An 18,158-nucleotide genomic window follows, 5' to 3' on the forward strand; every position below is an offset into this window, starting at 1 on the left:
TAAGCGGGAAACCCACCTCTAAACAAGCATTCCCTGAAGAGCCGTGGTAGACCACCACGTCGATAGGAGGCATGTGGAAGCACAGCAATGTGTGAAGCTTAGCCTTACTAATCGCTCGTTCGGCTTGATCCCTCACCGCTCATGCGCAGCGGCAAACCCACACGAACACGCATACACAAGCATCAACCCGCACACTTCACAAAACCAATCCCTGTTACGCGCCGACCTGGTGGTCATAGCGAGGGCCCCCCACCCGATCCCATCCCGAACTCGGCCGTGAAACCCCTCTGCGCCAATGGTACTTTGTCTTAAGGCACGGGAGAGTAGGTCGCCGCCAGGTCCGCTCGTAACAGGTAATCACGATACCAGAACAAAACGCCCCTCGGCACATCGCCAAGGGGCGTTACCGTTTGGGGGCACCAACCCCCTCTGACGCGGGGTGGAGCAGCCCGGTAGCTCGTCAGGCTCATAACCTGAAGGTCACAGGTTCAAATCCTGTCCCCGCATCCATAAAAGCCGCTGAACTCGTAAGAGGGCAGCGGCTTTTTGCTATCTGCGCCATACCGATACAGCAGACAGTGACGGAACACCCAAACCCGAATGTTCCGTCAGAACCTCTCAATTCTACCCCCGCTTGCTTCGCGGAGCGGCAGCCTTGCGTGGTTCCGGTTCTGGCGGCGGGGGCGTGTCGGTGGCGGCGACATCGGCCAGGATCGCGTCCAGCACGGCGAAACTCTGGGCCGGGGCGGTACTCTCCCCCTTGCGCTGACGCAGGAATTCCTGAAGCGACGGGTTGGCCTTGATGGCCCGATCGACCTCCATGTCGCTGCCGGCGCGATAGGCGCCCAGGCGGATCATCTCCTCCATCGCCTCGTACCGGGACAGCAGGGCGCGGGCGCTGCTGGTGGTGGTGTTCTCCGCCTCCGTATGGCAGGCGGGCAGGGCGCGGGACACGCTTTTCAGCACGTCGATGGCGGGATAGCGGCCCCGTTCGGCGATTTTACGATCCATGACGATATGGCCGTCCAGAATGCCGCGCACGGCATCGGCCACCGGCTCGTCATGGTCGCCACCATCCACAAGCACGGTGAAGACGCCCGTAATGTCGCCCGTGCCCTCCGCTCCCGGCCCGGCCCGTTCCAGCAGGCGCGGCAGTTCGGCAAACACGCTGGGCGGATAGCCCTTGGTCGTGGGCGGCTCCCCCGCTGACAGGCCGATCTCCCGCTGGGCCATGGCAAAGCGGGTGACGCTGTCCATCAGGCACAGCACATCACGCCCGGCATCGCGGAAATATTCCGCCACCGCCATGGTCAGATAGGCTGCCTGCCGGCGGGCCAGCGCCGGCTCGTCCCCCGTGGCGACGATGACGATGGATCGGGCCAGCCCTTCCGGTCCCAGATCATCCTGGATGAATTCCTGCACCTCGCGCCCGCGTTCCCCGATCAGGCCGATGACATTGACATCAGCGGCACTGGACCGGGCCAGCATGGCCAGCAGGGTGGATTTGCCGACACCGGAGCCGGCGAAGATGCCCAGGCGCTGGCCCCGGCAGAGCGGGGTGAAGGCGTCGATCACCCGGATGCCGGTTTCCAGCCGCTCCCCCATGCGCCGGCGCTCAAACGCCGGAGGGGGCGGCGCGCGTAAGGGGCGGTTGGCATCACCGCGCCCGATATGGCCCTTGCCATCCATGGGCTTGCCGAACGCATCGACCACCCGGCCCAGCCAGCTTTCATCGGGGCGTACCAGCCCCATGGCGGTGCCGGCCTCCACCTTCGATCCCAGCCCCACCCCTTCCAGCGTGGCCAGCGGCAGCAATACGGCCCGACCCTGGCGGAAGCCCACCACCTCGCACGGCACGCTACGGCCATCGCGGGCCTGCACGCGGCAGCCATCGCCAACGGACAACCAGCGTTCCAGCCCTTCTGCCTCCAGCGCCAGACCGGAGCAGGTGACGATCTGCCCGTGGAAAAAGGGGCCGGGAAGCTGTTGGATATCGGCCAGAAGGCCGGCCAGGATGGTCATGGGGCAATCCTTGCACGCACGAGATGCCGCCATCCTTGGGACCATGAGGTTAAAGCCGGTTAAAGCCCGGCCCCATTCGCCCCGTCCTTAAACGCCGCTTTAAGCCCGCCATGGAACCATCCGACCCCGAGCCGCATGGGCCCGCCCGGAGCCACCCGCTTTGGAAGCCCCCGCATCGAGGAGTTCACAATGGATCTCGCTTCCATCGGTCTGTTCAACCTGGCCAGCCGCCGCATGGAATATCTGTCGGCACGCCACAAGGTGCTGGCCGAGAACATTGCCAATGCCGATACGCCGGGCGTGAAGGCGCATGACCTGAAGCCGTTCGATTTCGCCCAGGCGATGCGTGGCGCGGGCGTCGCCCAGGCGCGTACCGATGCCGCGCATCTCGTCTCCACCCGCCCCGCTGCCGCCTTCCGCGAGGATCGGCGCGTCACGCCCTATGAAATGGCGCCTGATGGCAATGGCGTGGTGCTGGAAGAACAGATGATCAAAACGGCAGAGGTGCGCGGTGCCTACGACCTGGCGGCCAACCTGTTCCAAAAACATGTCGGCATGATGCGCCAGGCTTTTGTCAGCCGCTGATCGGGGAGTGTTGAGCCATGTCCTTTGATAATCTCGCCTCCTCCTTCGGGATCGCCGCCACGGGCATGAAGGCGCAGACCGCGCGCCTGCGCGTGGTGGCGGAGAATATGGCCAATGCCAATTCCACGTCCGAGACGCCGGGCGGTGACCCCTATCGCCGCAAGACCGTCGTCTTCGCCTCCGTGATGGACCGCGCGCTTGGCGCGGACACGGTGGAGGTGAAGCGCGTGGGCCGCGATCTCAGCGATTTCACCCTGCGCCATGATCCGGGCCATCCGGCGGCGGATGAGAATGGCTATGTGAAGGTGCCCAACGTCAACACGCTGGTGGAAGCGATGGACATGCGCGAAGCCGGCCGTTCCTACGACGCCAACATGAATGTGATGCAGCAGGCCCGCGGCATGTTGAGCCGCACCATCGACATGCTGCGCGGCTGATCCTGACAGGGGAATATATCCATGGTCGTCGTTCCCGTTTCCGGCGTTACCAACGCCTATGCCGCCGGCAAGCTGCCCGGCATTGCCGGCCCGGCGGAAGGCATCACTGCCACGCCGGCGCGCGGCTCCTTCCCGGAGATCATTGGCAATGCGGTCAAATCCGCCATCGCCAATGTGAAGCAGGGGGAGCAGGTGGCCGCCGCCGGCCTTCAGGGCAAGGCCAGCGCGCAGGAGGTGGTGCAGGCCACACTCTCGGCGGAACTGACGGTGCAATCCGTCGTCGCCGTGCGGGACAAGCTGGTCACCGCCTATCTTGACATCATGCGCATGCCGATCTGACCGGGAGGGACGCGCGGTGACGGAGGCTGATGTCCTGGACCTGCTGCGCAGCGGCATCTGGGCTGCCATCTGGGCGGCCACACCGCCGTTGGTCGTGGCGCTGGTCGTGGGGCTGGGCATCTCCTTATTGCAGGCGCTGACCCAGGTGCAGGAAGCCACCCTGTCCTTTGTGCCCAAGATCGTGGCCATTCTGGTCACGGTCGTGCTGTCGCTGCCCTTCATGTTCCATATCCTGGCCCGGTATTGGGAAGAGATACTCACCATCATCAGCGGCGGTGTGCCGCCATGACCGGGGGCGGCCGCATCCTGCTGCCGCTGATCCTGCTGGCCCTGTTGCTATCGGCGGCGGTGCCGGCGGCCGCGTCACCTTCCCCCGCGTCGCATGCCATCGCGTGCCTGTCCGCCATCCGCATGGCGGAAAAGCAGATGCGGATGCCGGGCCGGCTGCTGATGGCGATTGGTGTTACGGAATCGGGGCGGGAGGTGGAAGGGCGGCTGACCGTCTGGCCCTGGACCGTGAATGCGGAAGGGCGCGGGCGCTATTTCGCCGATAAGGAAGCTGCCATCGCCCATGTGCGCGGCCTGCGCCAGCGGGGCGTGCGATCCATTGATGTGGGCTGCATGCAGGTGAATCTGCACTGGCACCCCAAGGCCTTTCCCGACCTGGAAACGGCGTTTGATCCGGAAGCCAATGTCGCCTATGCCGCGACGACGCTGAAGGAATTCCACGGCGATCTGCGCAACTGGACGCGATCAGTCAAACATTACCATTCCCGCACCCCGGACAAGGGCAATGCCTATTTCGACCGGGTGGCGGCCAATCTGCGCCTTGTCATGCTGCGCCGGAACGATCTGGCCGATGCCCCGCCGCCGCGCAAGCGCCGCCCGGCCACGGGGCCAGAGGAACGCTGGGCCCTGCCGCCGCAGATGGGCTGAATGAAAAGGGATCGGCCGGGCAAAGACGCCTTGTCTTGAACCCCAGATTTACCGGGCTTGCGTAGTGTCAGGCCGGATACGTTCCGGAGAACCAGAGCCCGATGTCTGCCGCCACCGCCATCCCCGCCGGCCTGCGCCATCGCGACGTCTTGTTCGCCCTTGGCCTTGTGCTGATCCTGACCATCCTGATCCTGCCGGTTCCGCCCTGGATGCTGGATATGGGCTTGGCCATGTCCATGGCGGTCAGCGTGCTGATCCTGATGGTGGCGCTCTGGATCAACCGACCGCTGGATTTCTCCAGCTTCCCCACCATCCTGCTGATCGCCACCATGTTGCGGCTGGCGCTCAACCTCGCCTCCACCCGATTGATCCTGTCCCAGGGCCATACCGGCACCGATGCCGCCGGCCATGTGATCATGGGCTTTGCCGATTTTGTGATGGGCGGCAATTTCATCATCGGGCTGATCGTCTTTGCCATCCTGGTTGTGGTGAATTTCATCGTCATCACCAAGGGTGCGGGGCGTATCGCGGAGGTGGGCGCGCGTTTTGCCCTGGATGCCATGCCCGGCAAGCAGATGGCGATTGATGCCGACCTGTCCGCCGGCCTGATTGATGAAGGCACGGCCCGCCAGCGCCGCAGCGAGCTGGAACAGGAAAGCCAGTTTTATGGCGCCATGGATGGTGCCTCCAAATTCGTGCGCGGCGATGCGGTCGCCGGTCTGATCATCACCGCCATCAATGTGCTGGGCGGGCTGCTGATCGGTGTGACCCAGCATGACATGGCGTTCGGCGACTCAGCCCGCACCTACACGATCCTGACCGTGGGTGATGGTCTGGTCACCCAGATCCCGGCCCTGATCGTCAGTCTGGCTGCCGGTATCCTGGTGTCCAAGGGTGGCAATCAGGGTTCCATCGACAAGGCGATGCTGGGCCAGTTGGCGGCATATCCCAAGGCGCTGGGGGTGGCATCCGGCCTGCTGGTGCTGCTGGCGGTGACCCCGGGCCTGCCGGTGCTGCCCTTCCTGATCCTGGGCGGCATGGCCGGCGGGCTGGCCTGGTATCTGCCCCGCCAAGCCGCCAAGGAGGCGGAGCAGAAGCGCCATGATGAGTTGATGGCCGCCAAGGCACCCACGGCGGAAGAGCCGGTGGCCGACATGCTGCGGGTGGATGATATCCGGGTGGAACTGGGTGGCGGCCTCGTCTCCCTGATCCTGGACCCGGCCATCGGCCTGTCGGCCAAGGTGCGCCGCCTGCGCAAGCGCTTTGCCACTGAATTCGGCTTTCTGCTGCCGTCGGTCCGGCTGCGTGACAGCGCCACGGTGCAGATGAACAGTTACGAGATTTCCATCCAGGGTGTGGTGGTGGCCAAGGGCGATGTGCAGGTGCGCAAGATGCTGGCCATCGACCCGCGCAGCGAAGGCATCGATATTCCCGGCACCGATACGCGGGAACCCACATTCGGCCTGCCCGCGCGCTGGATCGAGCCCTCGCTGGCGGAAGAGGCGGAACTGCGCGGCTTCACCGTTGTCGATCCCGACAGCGTGATCACCACCCATCTGGCGGAGGTGATCAAGGAACATATGCCCACGCTGCTGGGCTATGCCGCCACCAAGCGCCTGCTGGATGAGATGGACCGCGAGCATCAGAAACTGGTGGCCGACCTGATCCCGTCCCAGGTCAGCCTGTCCGTGGTGCAGCGTGTATTGCAGGCCCTGCTGTCGGAGCGGATTTCCATCCGCAACCTGCCTTTGATCCTGGAAGGGATTTCGGAAGCCGCCGCCTGGACCCGCAATATCACGCTGATGACCGAGCATGTCCGCTCCCGTCTGGCGCTCCAGATCTGTCAGATGCTGACCACGACGGATGGCACCATCCCCGTCATCGTCGTCAGCCCGGAATGGGAACAGATCTTCCTGGATAATATTGTGGAGCAGGGGGAGGACCGGCAGTTCGTGATGCCGCCTTCCACGGTGCAGGATTTCCTGCTGGCCGCCCGCTCCCGCATCCAGACCCATGCCACGTCCGATTACTGGCCGGCGGTGCTGGTGGCCCCGGCGGCGCGGCCCTTCGTGCGGTCGCTGCTGGAACGGGTCAGCCCGTCCACGCCGGTGATCTGCCATAATGAACTGCACCGCAAGGCGCCCGTGACCACGATCGACCAGATATGATCGCCGCCACCGGTCACCGCCCATGACATTGACCCTGACCGAGCTGCTGACGGGGGAGCTTTACGGCCTGCTGCTGGTGCTGATCCGGGTGGGCGCGGCCATGTCCATGCTGCCCGGTTTCGGGGAAATGACGGTGCCGGTGCAGACCAGGCTGGCGGCGGCCTTTGGCCTGTCCCTGGCCATTGCCGGCATCGTGCCGGGATTGCCGCCCGCCCCGGATACGATATCGGACCTGATGCGCCAGATTTTCGCGGAATTTGCCGCCGGCATGGTGCTGGGCGTCAGTGCGCGCATCCTGTTCGCCGCCCTGCAGATCAGCGGTCAGGTGATTTCCCAATCCACCGGCCTGTCCAGCATCTTCGCCCTGCCGGGCACGGGGTTTGAAGGCGGGTCGGTGCTGGGGTCTTACATGATGCTGGGCGGGCTGGTGCTGATCTTCGTCACCGACCTGCACCATGCCGTCATCGGCGCGCTGGTGGAAAGCTATCGCATGTTTCCGCCGGCCACGCTGCCGGCCATGGGTATGCTGGCCCAGATCACGACGGAGGCGGTGTCCACCTCCTTCCGCATGGCGGCGCAGTTTGCCGGCCCGTTCATCGTGCTGGGCTTCGTCTATAATGTCGGTCTGGGGCTGATCAACCGCGCCATGCCGCAATTCGCCGTCTTCTTCATCGGCCTGCCCATTTCCATCCTGGGTGGCCTGTTCATCCTTTCCCTGACCATCGCCGCCATCCTGACCGGTTTCCTGGACGGATTTGGCGGCTGGCTGGCGCGATTCGGCGGGTGACATGAGCGAACAGCCCGATGACAGCCAGAAAACCGAAGAACCCACCGAACGAAAACTGGAGGAAGCGCGAAAGCGCGGCGACCTGCCGACCAGCCGCGATGTCGGTGCTGCCCTGCTGGTGTTGGCCGCTGCCATCCTGGCCGGTGGGCTGGGGCCGGGGCTGGCGACGGACCTGATGGCCCTGTTCCTGCCGCTGGTGGAAAATCCCGGCGATATCCTGCTGGCGAACCCGTCCGATGCGTTCGCCCTGGTGGGGCAACTGGCCGGGCAGGTGGGGCTGGTGCTGTTGCCGGCAGCAGCCCTGTTGATCGGGGCCGGCCTGCTGGGCGCGGTGGGGCAGGGCAGTGTCGTGGTGGCGGGGGAGCGGATCGAGTTCAAGCTGAACCGCATCTCCCCCCTGGCCGGGCTGAAACGGCTTTTCTCCCTGCGCACGCTGGTGGAGTTTCTGAAAGGGCTGGCCAAGGTCGTGGCCATCACCTTCGCTTTTGTGCTGGTGGTGGGGCCCGCTGTGCGGCAGGCAGAGGCGATGGCCTTGTCCGATGCCGCGACCATGCCGGGCATGCTGGTGGATGTGACCGTGAAGCTGCTGCTGGCCGTGCTGGTGGTCAGCATCATCATCGCCATCCTGGATGTGCTGTGGCAGCGCCTGTCCTGGCGGCGGCAGCAGCGGATGAGCCTTCAAGAAATCAAGGACGAGTTCCGTCAGGCTGAAGGCGATCCGCATGTGAAGGCGCGGTTGAAGCAACTGCGCCGTGACCGGGCGCGCAACCGCATGTTCGCCGAATTGCCCACCGCCACCGTGGTCATTACCAACCCGACCCACTTTGCCGTGGCCCTGCGCTATGACCTGTCCAAGGCGCCGGCACCGGTCTGTGTCGCCAAGGGGCAGGATATGGTTGCCCTGCGCATCCGCGAGACGGCGACCAAGCATGAGGTACCCATCGTGGAGAACCCACCCCTGGCCCGCGCGCTGCATAAGGCGGTGGAGATCGGGGAAGAGGTCCAGCCCGAGCATTACGTGGCCGTGGCCGAACTGATCAGCTATGTGCTGAACCTGAAGGCGAAGACGACGGTGGTTTGAAGTTTGTGAGTTTTAGGCTGGATCGGAATGGTTCTCACGACCGTCACCCCGGCGCAGGCCGGGGTCCAGGGGCCACAAGCACTTTGCTCTACGAAACTGGACCCCGGCCTGCGCCGGGGTGACGGTAGAGGAACGCGAAGGCTGTGATGCTGAAAGCGCCTGCCTCATCCCCCATACCCCAACACCAAAAAGCCCCCGACGCGGCTGCGCGGGGGCTTCAAGCGATCGTCCCTTTCCCTGCCTTTATTCCGGCAGGCTGGCCGTCTGGGGCGGGTTCTTGCGGGCGCCGCCGGGACGGTCGGCGGGCAGAACGCGGCGTTCAGCCAGGGTGCGGGTCAGGGCGTTGACCTTGCGGGCATCCATTTCCGCCAGGATGGGGGCGGAGCGGCGTTCCTGCATCAGATCCAGCAGATCAACCAGGATTTCCGGGTCCGTCTCGTTCAGCAGGCGGGCGGCATCCTTGGGCTTCATATTCTCATAGATGGAGACCAGCCGCTGAAGGTCGGCCTTGGCCATGCTGGCGCGCCGGTCGAGCAGGCCGCCGACATCGCGGGCGGCCTGTTCCAGCCTTGTCACCTGGGCTGCGGCTTTCTTTTCCGCCGCGGCCAGCATCTGGGCGCGCAGGTCGAGTTCTGCCTGTCGGGCAGCCAGCGCCTTGCGTTCCGCCGTCAGCAGTTCCGCCAAACCGGGATCGCAAACCATGGGCGGGGCATCCCAACCGGTTGCTGGCGGTGTCGTGTTCAGCATGTCGGTATAAGCGGGCAACTTGCCCGGCGGGTCTAGGGGCTTTGGCCCAGGCGGCGGTGTGGTCGCTGTCGCCCCACCGCCATTCCCGCCATCCTGGACGGCGGCGGTCAGGATCGATCCGTTCATCCGGTTCACCACGGCCAATGCATAGACAGGCACGGCGATGGCGCAGATGGCGATGGCGGTCGGCAACAGACGCGGCCGGGTCAGCAGGCGCTGCATCAGCTTGGCGGGATCAAAGGCCACGGAATGTCTCCCGGAACAGTCGCATGGCGGCCCGTTCATGCGGGCCGGCCGGGGCTTGGGGCGAACCCACGGGGGCCCCCTTGAGCAAAGCGGCGTCGGCAAAGGGTTTCGGCTTGGCCGGGCCGGGCTTGGTGGCTTTGGCCGGCGCTGCGCTTTCTGGTGTCGGGGCGGCAGTGACACTGGCCGCTATCGGTCCCAGCCGCTCCATCGCCTGGCGCGCGGCGGCGCAGGTCCGGTCTACTTCCGCCCGCAGCCGTTCCGCCTCGTCCATCGTGCGGCCCAGATCAATGGCCAGGGCCTGGGCCGACTGGCGCATGGCGGTGATCGACCGTTCCGCCCCATCCACCGAATCGGAACAGGCACGCAGCAGGCCGCGCAGTTCCGACTGGGCGCCGCGCATCGCGGACACCCGGTTTTGCAGGCGGGCCAGATAATAAAGCGTGCCGGCGAACAGCACCGCCATGGTCAGGCTGAACAGGGGACTTAAGAAATCAGCGCTGAAGAAGGCCATGGATCACCTCGTCCTGACCGCCGAGATCGGCCTCGATACGGATGGCGATACGGCCGTTGCGCTGCCCCATCTCGCCCACGAACATCGGCACATGGCCACAGCACAAAGTGGGGCGGGCATCGCTGCGCGCCTCCAGCTTCAACTGCGTGCCGGGCTGCCAGTTCAGGATATCGGCCAGGTTCACCGGCACCTGGGCCAGCACGGCGGACAGGTCCACATTGGTGCGCCGCAGCTCATTCTTCAGGTGGTTTTCCCACATGCTGTCACGGCCGAATTTCTCGCCCATGAACATCTGCAACAGCACATCGCGCACCGGTTCCAGCGCCGCATAAGGGATCAGCAGGCTCATGCTGCCGCCGCGCCCGTCCAACTGCGCGTTGAAGGTGACGGCGACGGCGGCATTGTTGGCACGCGTGATGGTGGCGAATTGCGGATTGGTCTCGATCCGCTCCGGCACGAAATGCACATCGGCCAGTGGCGCAAAGGCGGCGCCCAGATCGCGCAGCACCATCTTGATCACCCGCTCGGCCAGCGCGCGCTCAATCACCGTATAGGGGCGGCCATCAATGGGGGCCGGCTCGCTGCGCCGCCCGCCCAGCAGGATATCGACGATGGAATAGATCAGTTCGCTATCCACGGTCAGCAGCAGGCTGCTGTCCCATTCCTCCGCCTTCACCACGGTGATCAGGGAGGGCAGGGGAATGCCGGACAGAAAGTCGCCGAAGCGCACGGCAGCCGGCGTTGCCGCCGTCACTTCCACATTGCCTGAGGTCATGTTGCGGAAGCTGGAACTCATCATCCGCACCAGCCGGTCGAAAATCACGTCCAGCATGGGCAGCCGGTCGTAATTCACGAAGCTGGAATTGACGATCTGGTCGATGACGCTGCGCGGGGGCGCGCTGGCATCATTGTCAAACTGCATCAGACGGTCGATTTCCGTCTGGCTCAATACCTTGTCGGCTTCCGCGGCCAGCATGCTTTCCCATGCCGCCTCGTCATCGCCCGCCATCTCCGCATCGCTCATCGCCTACTCCTATTGCAGGATCAGGGTGCGCAGCAGCACCGATTCCACCGGGACCGGATCGGCCATCAGCCGGATACGGCGCAACAATTCCGCCCGCAGGGTTTCCACCCCCGTGCGGCCTTCAAGATCGTTCTCGTCCAGCGTGCGCAGATATTGCTGCATGCCATCCACCAGAACCGGCTCCAGCGCCGCCAGGGCGGCGCGGTGTTCGCCATCGGTGGACAGGGTGACGCCGATCTTCATCAGCTTCACCGCCGCCGTCGGGCGCAGATTAACGGTCAGTTCCGGCAGCACGATGAAGCGTTCGGCGGCATTCACGGACAGGGGCGATGCCTCCTGCGCGGGTGGCGCATCCACGCTCATCCGCCCGACCACGACACCAGCCACGGCACCGGCCAGCAAGGCGGCGCCCACCACCAGAAGCTGACGACGATCCTTCTGGCCCGGCGCCGGCAGACGTTTTTCCAGACGGTCAAATGTACTTTCAGTCATTCTCGGTCCCGTCGCAGAATATGCCAGGAAATTCGAAGTATTTTCTCTGGTTCTACTGACTGCCCCTTTTTCGCCTCTGCATCCATCGGCCGTTTTTACGCCCGTTAAAAGTGCCTCGGCTAAGGTGACAACCAGGTCACGGGTTCGAACATACCGGGGCCGGTTTCCAGAAACGTTAAAGAGCCGAGGCCAGGGTGGCGAACCTCCTTCAGAACCTGATGGCGTTGGGACCGCGGCGACTGGCGCTTATGGGCGCTATCGCGGTGGCGGTGATGGCAGCGGTGGGCGGTGTCGCCTATACGGTGTCGCGTCCCACCATGGGCGTGCTCTATGCCGGATTGGACGATGCCGAAGCCGGCCGCATCCTGGGCCAGCTCCAATCCATGAACATCACGCACGAGGTCAGCCGCGAAGGCGGGGCCATCCGTGTGCCAGCGGACAGTATCGCCCGCATCCGGATGGAACTGGCCCAGCAGGGCCTGCCCAGCGCCGGCGGCGTCGGGTACGAACTGTTCGACAGCCAGGGCGCCCTGGGCCTCACCTCCTTCATGCAGAAGGTGAACCGGCTGCGCGCCATGGAAGGGGAATTGTCCCGCACCATCCAGACGCTGAACGGGGTCAAATCGGCCCGCGTCCATCTGTCGGTGCCGGACAGCGACTCCTTCCAGCCGCGTTCCACCAAGCCGGCGGCGTCGGTGGTGGTGCGCACGGCAACGGCGGGGCTGGACCGGTCGCAGGCCATGGCCGTGCGCCATCTGGTGGCGGCCGCCGTGCCCGGCATGCAGCCCGGTGCCGTGACCGTGATGGATGGCAATGGCGTGGTGCTGGCCGCCGATGGCGGGATGGCCGACGGCATGGCCCTGCTGCGGGCCGAAGAACTGCGCGCGGCGACCGAACAGCGTCTGGCCCGCGCCGTGGAGGAAATCCTGGTGCCGAAATTCGGCCCCGGCAATGTCCGCGTCCGCGTGGCGGCAGAGATCGACCTGGGCCGCGAAACCCTGCGGGAGCAGATTTTCGATCCCAATGGCCGGGTCGAACGCTCGGTGCAGAGCGTGGCGGAACGGGAAAATTCCTCTGACAGCCAGGGCGAGCAGCCCACCACCGTGCAGCAGAACCTGCCGCTGGAGGATGTGAACCAGGGCACCGCCGCCGCTTCCACCAACGAGACGGCGCGGGACGAGGAAACCACCAATTACGAGATCAGCTCCCGCCAGCGGGAACGGGTGCAGGATGCCGGCGATATCCGCCGTCTGGCCGTGGCCGTCGTCGTCAATGGCGTCTACAGCGCTGGTGCCGATGGTGCGGCCAGCCAGTACCAGCCGCGCACGGCAGAGGAATTGCGGCAGGTGGAAAATGTCGTCCGCACCGCCATCGGCTTTTCCGAGGCGCGCGGCGATCAGGTGACGGTGGAAAATCTCCAGTTCCTGGAAGAACCACCCATGGCGGAAGCGGCCCTGCTGGCCGGTGGCGGCAGCGCCACGCGCGACTGGCTGCCCTGGATCATTGCCGGGGTGGCGGCCACGCTGCTGGCCCTGGTGGCGATGCGACCGCTGCTGGGCCGCCTTGTGCCCGGTCTGGCCCCGACACCCGCGCTGGCCGCTGCCGGTGTGGGCGGCCTGGAAGGGGAGGCCGCGCAGCTTGGTGCCGATGCCACCACCACCCAGGCCCCCCTGCTTGGCCATGCCCCCGGCACCGACCTGGCCGCCGCCCCCGGTGCGGCAGGCGAGAGGGAGGCGGAAGAAGATGAAGAAGTGATCGACCTGCGATCCGTGGAAGGCGGGGTCAGTGCCGCTGCCATCCGCCGCCTGATCGCCATGGTCGATACCCATCCCGAAGACAGCATCAATGTGCTGCGCAGCTGGATCTATGAGGGGACGTCGTAACCATGCGCCCTTTTCTGTTCGACACGCATTTCCCCGCTGACGCCCTGGACGAATCCGGTCCTGCCCCCTTGCCCCGTCCGGAGCCGTCCTTCCAGACCGGCGGCTTTACGGAAGAAGACCTGGAGGCGGTGCGCGACCGTGCCTTCAAGCAGGGGATGGAACTGGGGGAGCGCGACGGGTTTGAGCGCGGCCAGCAGGCCGCCCGCCAGTCCCTGGATGCCCAGCGCACCCAGGCCCTGGCCGCCATCGAGTCGGCGATGAAAGGGGCGATGGAGGATGTCACCGCCTTCCGGGAGCGGCTGGAGCATGACACGGTGCGTGTCGTCAGCGCCCTGGTGGCCCGGTTGGCGCCGCCGCTGCTGGATGCGGTGGCCGATGCGGAACTGGACAGTCTGGTCCTGGACATGCTGCGCGCGGCCATCGGCCGGCCTTTGCTGGAAATCCGCGTTTCCCCCGCCACGCAGGAACGGCTGCAAGCGGAAATCGACACGATGGCGGCCAATGCCGGCTTCCGCGGCGATGTGCGCCTGATTGCCGATGCGTCCCTGACCGCGGGCGCTGCTGTGGCGGATTGGGGCACCGGCGGGGCGCAGCATGACCCCCGCGCCCTTGAACGCGCCCTGGCCGATGCCGTGGCCATCGCCATCAGCCGCCTGGGTGTGCATAGCCGCGCCAGCCGCTGACCCTTTCTCCCGCCATTCCCGCACAAACCCTTTTTTTGAGGAACCAGTCCATGAGCCAGCAGGGAACTTTCCCCGGCGCCACCGCCGCCCCGGCCGCTGACGAGCCCGAAACGGCCTCGCCCCAGGACCGGGATGAATTGCGGGCCATCTTCAATGTGCCCGTCAATGTCCAGGTTGTGCTGGGCCGCACCACCATGCCGGTCAGCCAGCTTCTGAAGCTGGGCCGTGGCGCCGTGGTGGAACTGAACCGCAAGGTGGGCGAGGCGGTGGATGTCTATGTCAATGACCGGCTGATCGCCCGTGGCGAGGTGGTGATTGTCGATGAAGGCCATCTCGGGGTCACCATGACCGAGATTGTCAAAAGCGAACTCGGGCTGATCTGACCCGTGGCCCCCCGTTCAGAAGGACGGCTGATGTCTGCGGCCCGGTTCCCCTTCCTGATCCTGTCCCTGCTGCTGCTGGCGCTGGTCTGCCCGCCGGCCATGGCGCAATCCATCACGCTGGATGCCGGCAGCGGCGGTGCCGCCTTCTCCGGCCGGCTGGTGCAGGCCGTGGCGCTGATCACCGTGCTGTCGGTGGCGCCGGGCCTGCTGGTGATGGTCACCAGCTTCACCCGTATTGTCGTGGTGCTGTCGTTGCTGCGGTCCGCCCTGGGCCTGCAGCAGACGCCGCCCAACATGGTGCTGGTGGGGCTGGGCCTGCTGCTGACGGCCTATATCATGGCCCCCACCATGGACCGCGCCTGGACCGAAGGGGTGCAGCCCCTGGTCGATGGCCAGATCGTGGAGGAACAGGCGCTGGAACGCACGGTGGAGCCGTTCCGCGCCTTCATGATGACCCATGTCCGGCCCAAGGATCTGGAAGCCTTCCAGTCCCTGGCCAACAGCCTGGGCCAGCCACCGGCTGGGCAGTCATCCCCCAGTCAGCCGGTGGCCGAACAGCAGCCCGGCCTGCGCACGCTGATTGCCGCTTTCGTGATTTCGGAGCTGCGGCGGGCGTTCGAGATCGGCTTCATGCTGTTCCTGCCCTTCCTGGTCATCGACATGATCGTCGCCGCCGTCTTGATGGCGATGGGCATGATGATGCTGCCGCCGGTGGTCATTTCCCTGCCATTCAAGATCATCTTCTTCGTGCTGGTGGATGGCTGGCTGCTGGTGGCGCAAAGCCTTGTGCGGTCCTATGGGGGTGGGGGATGAACGATCTGCCCACCCGTCGCCCGGATATGGGCGCCCGCGCCGCCGCCCTGCAGTATCGGCGCGGGGATGATGCGCTGCCCCGCGTCACGGCCAGCGGCCGGGGCGCCGTGGCGGAACGGATCGTGGAACTGGCCTTCGCCCATGGCATCCCCGTGCGCGAGGATAGCGACCTTGCCACCCTGCTGGCGGCGGTGGAGCCGGACAGCGACATCCCGGTGGAAGCCATCATGGCTGTGGCCGAGGTGCTGGGGCACCTGTACCGCCTGAATAACTGGCTGGCCGGGGAGATGGCGGAAAGCGCCACCCCGTCGCCGGCCCCCCTTATGCCCAGCGGAGACCGTTGATCATGAAAGTACGCAGCGATCACAAGACCCTGAACGGGCTTGAAAAGGCCGCCGTCATCCTGCTGGCGCTGGGCGAGGAGCGCGGCGCCCGCCTGATGGAACGGCTGGAGGATGATGAGATCCGCGAAGTCTCCTACTCCATGGCCGGGCTTGGCACCGTGTCGGGCAAGGTGGTGGAGCGGCTGATCCAGGATTTCACCCACCGTTTCTCCGGCACGGGCGAACTGGCCGGCACCTTCGATACGACCGAACGGTTCCTGTCCAAGTTCCTCAGCGGTGACCGGGTGCAGGAGATCATGGCCGACATGCGCGGCCCCGCCGGCCGCACCATGTGGGAGAAGATGAGCAATGTGAATGAGCAGGTGCTGGCCACCTACCTGCGCAATGAACATCCCCAGACCATCGCCGTGGTGATGACCAAGATCAGGCCGGAGCATGCGGCCAAGGTGCTGGGCCTGCTGCCGCAGAATCTGGTGCAGATGGTGGTCTCGCGCATCATCAAGATGGAAGCGGTGCCGCGCGACGTGCTGGAGGATGTGGAAAAGACCCTGCGCAGCGAATTCATGGCCAATTATGTCCGTACCCTGGGCCATGACAGCCACGCCATCATGGCGGAAATCCTCAACCGTACCGAAAAGGGCCTGTTCGACACGATCATGGAGCCGCTGGAGCGGCGCATGCCGGAAAGCGCGCACCGCATCAAGCAGCTTATGTTCACGTTCGAGGATCTGGGCAAGCTGGAGCCGCAGGCCATCCAGGTGCTGATCCGCAATTGCGATACGGCCCAGTTGGCCCTGGCCCTGAAGGGGCTGGACGATGGCATGCAGATCCATTTCCTGGGCAACATGTCCGAACGCGCCGGCAATCTGGTGCGCGACGAGATCGAGCTGATGGGCCCGGTCCGCGCCAGCGATGTGGAGGCTGCGCGCCTGTCCATCCTGCGCACCGCCAAGCAACTGGCCGAGGATGGCCAGATCCTGATCACCAACAATGGCGATCAGGCCAATATGCTGGTCTATTGATCGGCCAGGGCGGGGCGTAGCACATCATGGCGGCGGACAGGTTCAGCACCGGGGCCACGGGGGCAATCCCCCCGACCGGCCCTGTTTCCCCGGCGGCAGCGGCGAAACCGCCGGCCCTGCCGATGCAGGCGGCGGTGCTGGCCCGTCCGCCGCAACTGAACCTGTCTTCCGCGACGACTGTCACCGGCACGCTGGGCACCGCCCTTCCCAGTGGCGAAGTGCCGCTCACCACCAGTTTTGGCAATGTCCTGTTGCGCCCCGTGCCGGGGGCGTGGCCGGCGGAATTGCCTTCCGGCTCCACCGTGTCGCTGGTGCTGGGACCGGGGGCGCGGGCCGGCAATATCCAGCAGGCAGCGACACCCGCTCTCCCTCAGACATCGGCGGAACGGCCGGTCCCTACCGCAAATGCCCGCCCACCCGGCGGCGGGGCGGAACTGGCCTTGCGCGGCTTCCTGGCCACGGCGGGGGCTCAGGGAGCCAGCAGTTCGGCCGCGCCGCGCCCGGTGGTCGCGCCCGTCAATGCCGCGCCGGCAGCGGCCCCGCCCAATCCGGGACAGGCGGCGAACGCGCCGGCCGTGAATACGCCCCTGGTGGCCACTGCCGGTGCGGTGCAGGTGCCCAAGCCCGGCCCGGTCGCGGTGGGGGCGCCGGCATCGGCGGCCGACCCGCAACGGGGGATCGCCGCTTCCCTGGCTCCCCAGGCGGTGGCCGATGTGGCGAAGGAAGCCAAGGCCGGCATGCAGGATCTGCAGCGGCAGGCCCTGTTGCAGGGACAGGCCGATACCATCAAGGATGGTCGGGCCCGTCCTGCCAGCGCTCCGGACCCGCTTTCCCTGGCCACGGCATCCCTGGCGGCCCCCGCCGATCCGGCGGCCCCCCGGCCCGATCTGGTGCTGGCCCAGGCGCTGGCCCATCCCGGCATGATGGCCCGCATGGCTGCCTTCATGCCCCGCGCCGACCGGCTGGGCGGGGTGGCTTTGCTGCTTTATCTCTTTGGCGCGCGCAATGGCGGCGTGCGTGCCTGGTTGGGGGATGATCAGGTGCGCCACCTGACCCGCAGCGAGGCGGCGGCACTGGCCGAAGTGGAAGAGGCGATGGTGCCCAAGCCGCGCATGGCGGCGGATGGGTCCATCTGGTCCACGCTGATGGTGCCGTTCAATGATGGGGACAAGCCATCGGTCATGATGCTGGCGACCATGCCCGGCCTTGTCATGCCCGTTGATGGGGATGAGGCAACACCGGAACAGCCGGGAGAAGGGGGGGGACCCGCCACCGCCTTCACCCTGGGGTTGGAACTCAGCCTGCTGGGGCCGGTGCAGTTGCGCGGGTTCGGTGTGGCCGACCGTCTGGTGCTGGACCTTTCCGTCTCCGCCCTGCCTGACGGGTCCACCCGTTCCCTGTTTCAGGAGGCGGTGGACAAGGCGCTGATCCGGATGGACATGAAGACCAGCCTGCGGCTGCATTGGGGGCGTGGCCCCTTCCTGCCGGACCTGATGCCGGCGGCGGGCCTGCCTCTCCAGGACCATAGGGCCTGATATTCAGGCAGGTGCTGCCTGATATTTAGCTGCCAAATTGCCGGGCTGCGCCGTTTTTAACGCCGCTTTAACCCGGTTCGTATCAAATTTTAGGAAAAATACCACGTCGGAAAGCGCCGT

20 protein-coding genes, 1 tRNA gene and 2 rRNA genes are annotated in these 18,158 nt (G+C 65.8%); 18 read left to right on the forward strand and 5 right to left on the reverse strand.

Annotated features, from left to right (window positions below; all coding sequences use genetic code 11):
* From G473_RS0101405 to G473_RS0101415, 3 genes are all read left to right on the forward strand, one after another.
* A 23S ribosomal RNA gene (locus G473_RS0101405) occupies positions 1–132 on the forward strand; the annotation flags it as partial.
* A gap of 93 nt (positions 133–225) precedes the next feature.
* Positions 226–340 (forward strand): 5S ribosomal RNA (gene rrf / locus G473_RS0101410).
* Positions 341–433: 93 nt separating this feature from the next.
* Positions 434–510 (forward strand) — tRNA-Met (locus G473_RS0101415).
* A 114-nt stretch (positions 511–624) separates the two neighbouring features.
* Here G473_RS0101415 and fliI read toward each other — a convergent pair.
* A complete protein-coding gene (fliI, locus tag G473_RS24475; RefSeq protein WP_084437565.1) occupies positions 625–2,022 on the reverse strand; it encodes a flagellar protein export ATPase FliI in 1,398 nt (465 codons plus the stop codon).
* A gap of 189 nt (positions 2,023–2,211) precedes the next feature.
* Between fliI and G473_RS0101425 the strand changes: the two genes are divergently transcribed.
* The 8 genes from G473_RS0101425 to flhB all read left to right on the forward strand — a co-directional run bounded on the left by G473_RS0101425 (position 2,212) and on the right by flhB (position 8,355).
* The gene (locus G473_RS0101425; RefSeq protein WP_029011640.1) at positions 2,212–2,607 is read left to right on the forward strand and encodes a flagellar basal body protein; all 396 of its coding nucleotides are present in this window, start codon (positions 2,212–2,214) and stop codon (positions 2,605–2,607) included.
* Positions 2,608–2,624: 17 nt separating this feature from the next.
* Positions 2,625–3,044, forward strand: a complete 420-nt coding sequence (flgC, locus tag G473_RS0101430; RefSeq protein ID WP_029011641.1) for a flagellar basal body rod protein FlgC — start codon at positions 2,625–2,627, stop codon at positions 3,042–3,044.
* A 21-nt stretch (positions 3,045–3,065) separates the two neighbouring features.
* A complete protein-coding gene (gene fliE, locus G473_RS0101435) occupies positions 3,066–3,383 on the forward strand; it encodes a flagellar hook-basal body complex protein FliE (protein WP_051329759.1) in 318 nt (105 codons plus the stop codon).
* 16 nt (positions 3,384–3,399) lie between these two features.
* Positions 3,400–3,672 (forward strand): flagellar biosynthesis protein FliQ, encoded by a 273-nt coding sequence (fliQ, locus tag G473_RS0101440; RefSeq protein WP_029011643.1) that lies wholly within the window; start codon positions 3,400–3,402, stop codon positions 3,670–3,672.
* Positions 3,669–4,319, forward strand: coding sequence for a lysozyme family protein (locus tag G473_RS24480; RefSeq protein WP_051329760.1), 651 nt, complete (start codon positions 3,669–3,671; stop codon positions 4,317–4,319). Before fliQ ends, G473_RS24480 begins: the two co-directional genes overlap by 4 nt.
* 101 nt (positions 4,320–4,420) lie before the next feature.
* On the forward strand, positions 4,421–6,487 hold the full coding sequence (flhA, locus tag G473_RS0101450) for a flagellar biosynthesis protein FlhA (RefSeq protein ID WP_029011644.1): 2,067 nt from the start codon (positions 4,421–4,423) through the stop codon (positions 6,485–6,487).
* 22 nt (positions 6,488–6,509) lie between these two features.
* Positions 6,510–7,274, forward strand: coding sequence for a flagellar biosynthetic protein FliR (locus G473_RS0101455; RefSeq protein ID WP_029011645.1), 765 nt, complete (start codon positions 6,510–6,512; stop codon positions 7,272–7,274).
* A gap of 1 nt (position 7,275) precedes the next feature.
* Positions 7,276–8,355: a flagellar biosynthesis protein FlhB gene (flhB, locus tag G473_RS0101460; protein ID WP_029011646.1), complete on the forward strand. Its 1,080-nt coding sequence runs from the start codon at positions 7,276–7,278 to the stop codon at positions 8,353–8,355.
* 243 nt (positions 8,356–8,598) lie between these two features.
* Here flhB and G473_RS28845 read toward each other — a convergent pair whose 3' ends face one another.
* From G473_RS28845 to G473_RS0101480, 4 genes are read right to left on the reverse strand one after another with little or no spacing between them, the layout of a single operon-like run.
* Positions 8,599–9,348 (reverse strand): MotE family protein, encoded by a 750-nt coding sequence (locus G473_RS28845; RefSeq protein WP_051329761.1) that lies wholly within the window; start codon positions 9,346–9,348, stop codon positions 8,599–8,601.
* Positions 9,338–9,859, reverse strand: a complete 522-nt coding sequence (locus G473_RS0101470; RefSeq protein ID WP_029011647.1) for a DUF6468 domain-containing protein — start codon at positions 9,857–9,859, stop codon at positions 9,338–9,340. The genes G473_RS28845 and G473_RS0101470 overlap by 11 nt, the downstream gene beginning before the upstream one ends.
* A complete protein-coding gene (gene fliM, locus G473_RS0101475; RefSeq protein ID WP_029011648.1) occupies positions 9,840–10,883 on the reverse strand; it encodes a flagellar motor switch protein FliM in 1,044 nt (347 codons plus the stop codon). Before fliM ends, G473_RS0101470 begins: the two co-directional genes overlap by 20 nt.
* Positions 10,884–10,892: 9 nt before the next feature.
* Positions 10,893–11,375, reverse strand: a complete 483-nt coding sequence (locus G473_RS0101480) for a flagellar basal body-associated FliL family protein (protein WP_029011649.1) — start codon at positions 11,373–11,375, stop codon at positions 10,893–10,895.
* Positions 11,376–11,569: 194 nt separating this feature from the next.
* Between G473_RS0101480 and fliF the strand changes: the two genes are divergently transcribed.
* The 7 genes from fliF to G473_RS0101515 are packed head-to-tail and all read left to right on the forward strand — an operon-like array spanning position 11,570 to position 18,038.
* Positions 11,570–13,258, forward strand: coding sequence for a flagellar basal-body MS-ring/collar protein FliF (fliF, locus tag G473_RS0101485; RefSeq protein WP_029011650.1), 1,689 nt, complete (start codon positions 11,570–11,572; stop codon positions 13,256–13,258).
* A gap of 2 nt (positions 13,259–13,260) precedes the next feature.
* Positions 13,261–13,941: a FliH/SctL family protein gene (locus G473_RS28850; protein ID WP_051329763.1), complete on the forward strand. Its 681-nt coding sequence runs from the start codon at positions 13,261–13,263 to the stop codon at positions 13,939–13,941.
* A 50-nt stretch (positions 13,942–13,991) separates the two neighbouring features.
* Positions 13,992–14,324, forward strand: coding sequence for a flagellar motor switch protein FliN (gene fliN / locus G473_RS24495; protein ID WP_051329764.1), 333 nt, complete (start codon positions 13,992–13,994; stop codon positions 14,322–14,324).
* Between the two features lie 30 nt (positions 14,325–14,354).
* The gene (gene fliP / locus G473_RS0101500) at positions 14,355–15,137 is read left to right on the forward strand and encodes a flagellar type III secretion system pore protein FliP (protein ID WP_029011651.1); all 783 of its coding nucleotides are present in this window, start codon (positions 14,355–14,357) and stop codon (positions 15,135–15,137) included.
* Complete coding sequence (locus tag G473_RS0101505) at positions 15,134–15,481, forward strand: EscU/YscU/HrcU family type III secretion system export apparatus switch protein (protein WP_029011652.1); 348 nt, start codon at positions 15,134–15,136, stop codon at positions 15,479–15,481. Before fliP ends, G473_RS0101505 begins: the two co-directional genes overlap by 4 nt.
* Before the next feature lie 2 nt (positions 15,482–15,483).
* Positions 15,484–16,503: a flagellar motor switch protein FliG gene (locus tag G473_RS0101510; protein WP_210163202.1), complete on the forward strand. Its 1,020-nt coding sequence runs from the start codon at positions 15,484–15,486 to the stop codon at positions 16,501–16,503.
* Between the two features lie 26 nt (positions 16,504–16,529).
* Positions 16,530–18,038 carry a hypothetical protein gene (locus G473_RS0101515; protein WP_029011654.1) on the forward strand — a complete coding sequence of 503 codons (1,509 nt, stop codon included), beginning with the start codon at positions 16,530–16,532 and terminating at the stop codon, positions 18,036–18,038.
* Positions 18,039–18,158 lie beyond the last annotated feature (120 nt).

The organism is Niveispirillum irakense DSM 11586 (assembly GCF_000429645.1).
Taxonomy (GTDB): Bacteria; Pseudomonadota; Alphaproteobacteria; order Azospirillales; family Azospirillaceae; genus Niveispirillum; species Niveispirillum irakense.

Excerpts from the sequence above, each read along its gene's own strand:
- fliI (WP_084437565.1), bottom strand. The coding sequence starts at position 2,022 with ATGACCATCCTGGCCGGCCTTCTGGCCGATATCCAACAGCTTCCCGGC.
- G473_RS0101425 (WP_029011640.1), top strand. The coding sequence starts at position 2,212 with ATGGATCTCGCTTCCATCGGTCTGTTCAACCTGGCCAGCCGCCGCATG.
- flgC (WP_029011641.1), top strand. The coding sequence starts at position 2,625 with ATGTCCTTTGATAATCTCGCCTCCTCCTTCGGGATCGCCGCCACGGGC.
- fliE (WP_051329759.1), top strand. The coding sequence starts at position 3,066 with ATGGTCGTCGTTCCCGTTTCCGGCGTTACCAACGCCTATGCCGCCGGC.
- G473_RS24480 (WP_051329760.1), top strand. The coding sequence starts at position 3,669 with ATGACCGGGGGCGGCCGCATCCTGCTGCCGCTGATCCTGCTGGCCCTG.
- flhA (WP_029011644.1), top strand. The coding sequence starts at position 4,421 with ATGTCTGCCGCCACCGCCATCCCCGCCGGCCTGCGCCATCGCGACGTC.
- G473_RS0101455 (WP_029011645.1), top strand. The coding sequence starts at position 6,510 with ATGACATTGACCCTGACCGAGCTGCTGACGGGGGAGCTTTACGGCCTG.
- flhB (WP_029011646.1), top strand. The coding sequence starts at position 7,276 with ATGAGCGAACAGCCCGATGACAGCCAGAAAACCGAAGAACCCACCGAA.
- G473_RS0101470 (WP_029011647.1), bottom strand. The coding sequence starts at position 9,859 with ATGGCCTTCTTCAGCGCTGATTTCTTAAGTCCCCTGTTCAGCCTGACC.
- fliM (WP_029011648.1), bottom strand. The coding sequence starts at position 10,883 with ATGAGCGATGCGGAGATGGCGGGCGATGACGAGGCGGCATGGGAAAGC.
- G473_RS0101480 (WP_029011649.1), bottom strand. The coding sequence starts at position 11,375 with ATGACTGAAAGTACATTTGACCGTCTGGAAAAACGTCTGCCGGCGCCG.
- G473_RS28850 (WP_051329763.1), top strand. The coding sequence starts at position 13,261 with ATGCGCCCTTTTCTGTTCGACACGCATTTCCCCGCTGACGCCCTGGAC.
- fliN (WP_051329764.1), top strand. The coding sequence starts at position 13,992 with ATGAGCCAGCAGGGAACTTTCCCCGGCGCCACCGCCGCCCCGGCCGCT.
- fliP (WP_029011651.1), top strand. The coding sequence starts at position 14,355 with ATGTCTGCGGCCCGGTTCCCCTTCCTGATCCTGTCCCTGCTGCTGCTG.
- G473_RS0101505 (WP_029011652.1), top strand. The coding sequence starts at position 15,134 with ATGAACGATCTGCCCACCCGTCGCCCGGATATGGGCGCCCGCGCCGCC.
- G473_RS0101510 (WP_210163202.1), top strand. The coding sequence starts at position 15,484 with ATGAAAGTACGCAGCGATCACAAGACCCTGAACGGGCTTGAAAAGGCC.
- G473_RS0101515 (WP_029011654.1), top strand. The coding sequence starts at position 16,530 with ATGGCGGCGGACAGGTTCAGCACCGGGGCCACGGGGGCAATCCCCCCG.